General features: G+C 72.1%; 5 protein-coding genes. All 5 read left to right on the top strand.

Annotated elements, in window-relative coordinates; translation table 11 throughout:
- Positions 1-39: 39 nt before the first annotated feature.
- On the top strand, positions 40-1,293 hold the full coding sequence (gene ftsW / locus C1I98_RS33500; protein ID WP_111171353.1) for a putative lipid II flippase FtsW: 1,254 nt from the start codon (positions 40-42) through the stop codon (positions 1,291-1,293).
- Positions 1,294-1,308: 15 nt separating this feature from the next.
- Complete coding sequence (gene murG, locus C1I98_RS33495; RefSeq protein ID WP_111171352.1) at positions 1,309-2,403, top strand: undecaprenyldiphospho-muramoylpentapeptide beta-N-acetylglucosaminyltransferase; 1,095 nt, start codon at positions 1,309-1,311, stop codon at positions 2,401-2,403.
- A gap of 6 nt (positions 2,404-2,409) precedes the next feature.
- Positions 2,410-3,819: a UDP-N-acetylmuramate--L-alanine ligase gene (gene murC / locus C1I98_RS33490; RefSeq protein WP_111171351.1), complete on the top strand. Its 1,410-nt coding sequence runs from the start codon at positions 2,410-2,412 to the stop codon at positions 3,817-3,819.
- Between the two features lie 204 nt (positions 3,820-4,023).
- On the top strand, positions 4,024-4,854 hold the full coding sequence (locus tag C1I98_RS33485; protein ID WP_111171350.1) for a cell division protein FtsQ/DivIB: 831 nt from the start codon (positions 4,024-4,026) through the stop codon (positions 4,852-4,854).
- Between the two features lie 264 nt (positions 4,855-5,118).
- Positions 5,119-6,344: cell division protein FtsZ (ftsZ, locus tag C1I98_RS33480; RefSeq protein WP_111171349.1), on the top strand; the 1,226-nt coding region annotated here is incomplete at its 3' end.

The raw sequence follows: 6,344 nt of genomic DNA, 5'->3' as shown, positions 1-6,344 counted from the left end.
GCCCCCGTCCGCTCGCGGCGTGGGTGGGATCACCGCGGGTTGTTCCGCGAGCGGACGGGGGCGCTGCTCGAACTGCTGGACCGGCCGCTCACCACCTACTACCTCATCGTGGGCTGTAGCGCGCTGCTGCTCGCGCTGGGCCTGATGATGGTGCTCTCCGCCTCCAGCATCGAGGCGTTGCAGCAGACCGGCAGCCCGTTCTCGTGGTTCCTGCGGCAGTCGTTCTCCGCGACGCTGGGCGTACCGATCATGTGGATCTGTTCCCGGCTGCCGCAGCGGTTCTTCCGGCTGGCCGGATACCCCCTGATGGTGCTCTCCGTGATCGGCCTGATCCTTGTGATCCTGGTCGGTGAGTCCCAGCAGGGCGCGCAGCGGTGGATCGACCTCGGGCCCATCTACCTCCAGCCGTCCGAGCCCGCCAAGCTCGGGCTCGCCCTGTGGGGGGCCGACCTGCTGGCCCGCAAGGCCAGGGCGGGCCGGATCGAGTGGCGGCAACTGCTGATCCCGCTGATGCCCGGCACGGCGATCCTGGCCGTGATGGTCATGCTCGGCCGCGACCTCGGCACCACCCTGGTGCTAATGCTGATCTTCCTTTCGCTGCTGTGGGTGGTCGGCGCCCCGGTCCGGCTGTTCGGCGTGATCCTCCTGGGCGCCGTACTGGCGGCGGTCATCATGATCACCGTCGAGCCGTACCGGATGGCCCGTATGACCGCCTATCTGCGGCCGTGGGAGGATGCACAGGGCGCGGGCTATCAGGCGGTCCAGGGGCAGATCGCGATGGGCTCCGGCGGCTGGTTCGGGCTCGGGCTGGGCAGCAGCCGGCAGAAGTGGAGCTGGCTGCCGCATTCCGAAAGTGACTTCATCTTCGCCATCCTCGGTGAGGAACTCGGGCTGGCGGGCACACTTGCCGTCGTGACGCTTTTCGGCCTGCTCGGATATGCCGGCCTCCGGGTGGCATCCAGGGTCAACGACCCGTTCATCAGGCTCGCCTCGGCCGCCACCGTGGCCTGGGTGGCCGGTCAGGCCATCGTGAACATCGGCGCGGTGATCGGCGTTCTGCCCATCACCGGCATCCCGTTGCCGCTGGTGTCCTATGGTGGATCGGCCCTGTTGCCCACACTCGCCGCGCTTGGCATGTTGCTGTCATTCGCCCGGCGGGAGCCGGGCGCCCGCGAGGCTCTGGCCGCGCGTGGCCCCGGACCGGTGGCGAGAGCCCTAAGCTGGCTTGGCCTGGGCGGTCCGAAGGCGCGTAGTCGCCGTGCGGGCCGTACAGCGCGGTCATTCGATAGGTGAAGTGAAAGGACCGACATGAGGGTGGTCCTCGCGGGCGGCGGGACGGCCGGGCACATCGAGCCGGCGCTCGCCCTTGCCGACGCGTTGCGCCGGCTGGCCCCGGACACCGGAATCACCTGCTTGGGCACCGAGCGCGGCCTGGAGACCCGCCTGGTCCCGGAGCGAGGGTATGAGCTGCAGCTCATACCGGCGGTGCCGCTGCCGCGCGCGATCACGCCGCAGCTTCTCACCGTCCCCGGACGGCTGGCCGGCGCGATCAACGCCGCGGCCGGGGTGCTCGACCGGGTGCAGGCCGACGTCGTGGTCGGGTTCGGCGGGTACGTCGCCACCCCGGGCTACCTCGCGGCCCGCCGCAGGGGTGTGCCGATCGTGGTGCACGAGGCCAATCCACGCCCCGGCCTGGCCAACCGGCTCGGCGCGCGGCTGACCGAGCACGTCTATACCGGACATCCGGAAACGGCCCTTACCCACGCCCAATACCTCGGGATCCCCCTCAGGCACGACATCTCCCACCTGGACCGGCTGTCCATGGGGGACAAGGCCCGCTCCTGGTTCGGCCTGGAGGCCGACCTGCCGACGCTGCTGGTCTTCGGCGGCTCCCAGGGGGCCCGCTCGCTCAACCAGGCCGCGCTCGCCGCCAGTGACACGCTGCGCCGCGCGGGCGTCCAGGTGCTGCACGTGCTCGGCCCGAGGAACACGATCGAGCATGAGCCGCCGCCCGGCGACCCCCAGTACGTCGTGCTGCCCTACATCGATCGGATGGAGCTCGCCTACGCCGCGGCCGACTTCGCGCTGTGCCGCAGCGGCGCGATGACCTGCGCCGAACTGACCGCGGTCGGCCTGCCCGCCGCCTACGTGCCGCTGCCGCACGGCAACGGCGAGCAGCGCACCAACGCGGCCCCGATCGTGGCCGCCGGCGGCGGCCTCATGGTCGACGACGCCGACCTCAATCCCGAGTGGATCGCCCACCACCTGCTGCCGATCCTGTCCGACCCCGAGCGGGTCGCGGTGATGTCGGAGGCGTCCGCCAGGCTCGGCCGCAGAGACGCCGACGAGGTCATGGCCCACCGGGTCCTGCAGATCGCCGCCTCCCGGCGGGAAGGGCGGTGACCCGAGATGAGCCTGGTCAAACTCGTCGAGCCGGTGGCCGCAGGTGACCTCGGCAGGGTCCACTTCATCGGCATAGGCGGCGCCGGCATGTCCGGCATCGCGCGCATCCTGCTCAAGCGCGGCGTACGGGTGAGCGGCAGCGACACACGTACCTCGCCCCTGGTCACCGAGCTGCGCGAGCTGGGCGCGACGGTCCACATCGGCCACGCCGCCTCCCACATCAAGCACGTCGACACCGTGGTGGTCTCCACCGCGATCCGCGACTCCAACCCCGAGCTGGGGGAGGCGCTGCGCCAGGGGCTGCGGGTCATCCCGCGGGCCGCGGCGCTGGCCGCCGTCATGGCCGGCCGTACCGGGGTGGCGGTCGCGGGCACCCACGGCAAGACCACCACCACCTCCATGCTCACCGTGGCGCTGCAGAAGTGCGGCGCCGACCCCTCCTACTGCGTGGGCGGGCAGCTCGTCACCACCGGCCTGGGCGCCGACGAGGGCGCGGGCGAGGTCTTCGTCGCGGAGGCCGACGAGAGCGACGGGTCGTTCCTGATGCTGGCCCCGGGCATCGCCGTGGTCACCAACGTCGAGGCCGACCACCTGGACAACTACGGCGATCCCGACGCCGTGTACGACAGCTTCGCCCGCTTCGTGGAGCGGGTCGGCTCCGCGCTGATCGTCTGCGCCGACGACCCCGGCTCGGCCGCGCTCATCCCGCAGGCCCGCGCGCGCGGCCTGAGCGTCCGCACCTACGGCGAGGCCGAAGACGCCGACCTGCGCATCCGCGCGGTCCGGCCGGACGGCTTCGGCGTCGCCTTCGAGGTCGACGGGCACGGCCCGGTACGCCTGTCGGTGCCGGGGGCGCACAACGCCCTCAACGCCACCGCCGTCATCGCGGTCGCGGTGGAGCTCGGCCTGCCCTTCGACGAGATCCGCGACGGCCTGGCGGCCTTCACCGGGGCCAAGCGGCGCTTCGAGTCCAAGGGCGAGGCGGGCGGCGTCGCGGTCTTCGACAGCTACGCCCACCACCCGACCGAGCTCGCCGCCGACCTCCGTGCCGCCCGCGACGTGGTCGCCGGGTTCTCGGCGGGGGAGGGCCGGGTGATCGCGGTCTTCCAGCCGCACCTGTACTCGCGGACCAGGTTCTTCGCCGACGAGTTCGGGGTGGCCCTCGCGCTGGCCGACGAGGCCATCGTGATGGACGTCTACGGCGCCAGGGAGGATCCCGAGCCCGGCGTCTCCGGCGCCCTGGTCGCGGGCAAGGTGCCCCTCCCGGCCGGGCAGGTCGCCTACGTCACCGACCGCGCCGAGGTCCCGGCGCTGGTCGCCACCAAAGCACGCCCTGGTGACCTCGTCTTGACCATGGGCGCGGGCGATGTCACCGAACTGGGCCCTATGATCGTCGCGGAGCTTTCCGGCCGCTGATCCTCCCCCTTTCCATGCACGCCTATCGGAGGGACACCGCACGACCGCATGGCCACGCGAAGGGGACCGCGCACCGCGCCGCCGTACCACCCGGCGCGGGTCGTCCGTCATGAAAGACGCCGGGGCCGAGGCGTGCCCCACCTTCCGGCCCCTTGGCATGGGGTCGGAGCGGGAGAAGCCCTGGTCACCGGTACGGCGGTCGCCATGGCCGCCTCCCGGCGGGGCGGCGGCACGCCAGGGAGCACCGAGGCCGCCGGGACGGCCGATCGGGCGGGCGACGTGGACGAGGTCCCGGCACCTCCGGAGCCCCCCGGGCCGCCCGCGCCGCCGCCCGCCGGCGGTGAGGACGCCGGTGCGGCCAGAGGCCGCTGGACCGGCTGGCGGGTGGTACTGGTACTCGTGCTGTTCGCCGCGGTGGTCGGCTGCGCGACGTGGATCGTGTTCTTCTCCAGCGTGCTCGGCCTGCGGGAGATCGAGGTTGTGGGAAATCTCACCGTGCCGTCCGAGCAGATCCAGCGGGCCGCGGGCGTGCCGGAGGGGCACCCGCTGGCGACCGTCGATCTCGGCGGCGTGCGGGGCAGGGTCCTCGGCATCCGGCAGATCGAGTCGGCCGCGGTGGAACGCACCTGGCCGGGGACGCTCCGGATCGCGATCGTGGAGCGCCGCCCCGTGGCGGTGCTCCCGGTGGCCGGCAAGGCGGCGCTGGTGGACAAGTACGGCGTGGTGACCGAGGTGCGGTCCGTCGGATCGCCGCGGCTGCCGCTGCTCCGGGTGAACCGGCCGAGTCCCGAGGACCCGTCGACCAGGGCGGCGCTCGCGGTGATCGTGTCGTTGCCCGCCACCCTTGCGCCCAAGGTCGCCGAAGTGCGCGCCACGGGCCCCGAAGCGGTGTCCCTGCGCCTGGGAGACGGCAGGACGGTGGTGTGGGGCGGCGCGGACCGCGCCCGGCAGAAGGCGCGTATTCTCATGACCTTGCTCAAGAAGCCCGCGGACAGCTATGACGTGAGCTCGCCCGAGGTCGTGACCGTGGAATGAGATCATCAGGCCCGCCGCGACGGGCCGCCGGGGGTGGCGCGCGAAAAGGACACGCCGCGACACGCCGGGCGCGCTTGCGGCGCGGTTAGTTGACCCGCGTAGAGCGTAACTCCTACTGTCCGTATCAATCCTCAGGTTGACATAAATCTAAATCTCAACTTGAGGGTGAGGGTTTGGGAATCGCGGTCACGGCATCGCCGTACCGCACGAACACCGTAAGTCACCGGAAATATCGCAAGTCAACGAGCGGAAAGGCCCCTCGTCGTGGCAGCACCGCAGAACTACCTCGCGGTCATCAAGGTCGTCGGCATCGGCGGCGGCGGCGTCAACGCCGTCAACCGAATGATCGAGGAGGGACTCAAGGGCGTCGAGTTCATCGCCATCAACACCGACGCCCAGGCGCTGCTGATGAGTGACGCCGACGTCAAACTCGATGTCGGCAGAGAACTCACGCGCGGCCTTGGCGCGGGCGCCAACCCGGAGGTGGGCCGCAAGGCGGCCGAAGACCACCGGGAGGAGATCGAAGAGGTCCTCAAGGGCGCCGACATGGTGTTCGTGACCGCCGGCGAGGGCGGCGGCACCGGCACCGGCGGCGCGCCCGTGGTGGCCAGCATCGCCCGGTCCCTGGGGGCGCTCACCATAGGTGTGGTGACCCGGCCGTTCAGCTTCGAGGGGCGGCGGCGCGCCTCCCAGGCCGAAGCCGGGATCGAGACGCTGCGCGACGAGGTCGACACCCTCATCGTGATCCCCAACGACCGGCTGCTGTCGATCTCCGACCGGCAGGTGAGCGTGCTCGACGCCTTCAAGGCGGCCGACCAGGTGCTGCTGTCCGGTGTGCAGGGCATCACCGATCTCATCACCACTCCCGGTCTGATCAACCTCGACTTCGCCGACGTGAAGTCGGTCATGTCCGGCGCGGGCTCCGCGCTGATGGGCATCGGCCACGCCAGGGGCGACGACCGCTCGGTCGCCGCCGCCGAGATGGCCGTCTCCAGCCCCCTCCTCGAGGCCAGCATCGACGGCGCGCACGGGGTGCTACTGTCCATCGCGGGCGGCTCCGACCTCGGCCTGTTCGAGATCAACGAGGCCGCCCAGCTCGTCTCCAACGCGGCGGCCCCGGAAGCCAACATCATCTTCGGCACGGTCATCGACGACGCCCTCGGCGACGAGGTGCGGGTCACGGTGATCGCGGCCGGGTTCGACGAGCCGGCCAGGGAGAGCCCGGCCCCCGTCGCCCACCAGCCCGCCGCCCGGCCGCAGCCGTCGCGGCCCGCCGCGCCGGCGTCCCCGGGGCCGGTCCGCTCATCGCCGGGCACGCCGAGCGTCAAGGCCGACCACCGTACGGAGTCCATCCGCTCCGACCCGCCGCCCAGGTCAGAGGCACCGCCCCGGCCGGAGCCGCGGCACGAGCCCCCCGTCGCCCACCAGCCCGCCGCCCGGCCGCAGCCGTCGCGGCCGGGCGGCGGGCTGGTGGGCGACGGGGGCCGGGC

The sequence above is a fragment of the Spongiactinospora gelatinilytica genome (genome assembly GCF_003236385.1).
Taxonomy (GTDB): domain Bacteria; phylum Actinomycetota; class Actinomycetes; order Streptosporangiales; family Streptosporangiaceae; genus Spongiactinospora; species Spongiactinospora gelatinilytica.
This window is presented reverse-complemented; position numbering and strand designations above follow the sequence as displayed.

What these genes read in the sequence shown, in the direction of transcription:
- murG (WP_111171352.1), top strand. Translation starts at nt 1,309, where the DNA reads ATGAGGGTGGTCCTCGCGGGCGGCGGGACGGCCGGGCACATCGAGCCG.
- murC (WP_111171351.1), top strand. Translation starts at nt 2,410, where the DNA reads ATGAGCCTGGTCAAACTCGTCGAGCCGGTGGCCGCAGGTGACCTCGGC.
- C1I98_RS33485 (WP_111171350.1), top strand. Translation starts at nt 4,024, where the DNA reads ATGGCCGCCTCCCGGCGGGGCGGCGGCACGCCAGGGAGCACCGAGGCC.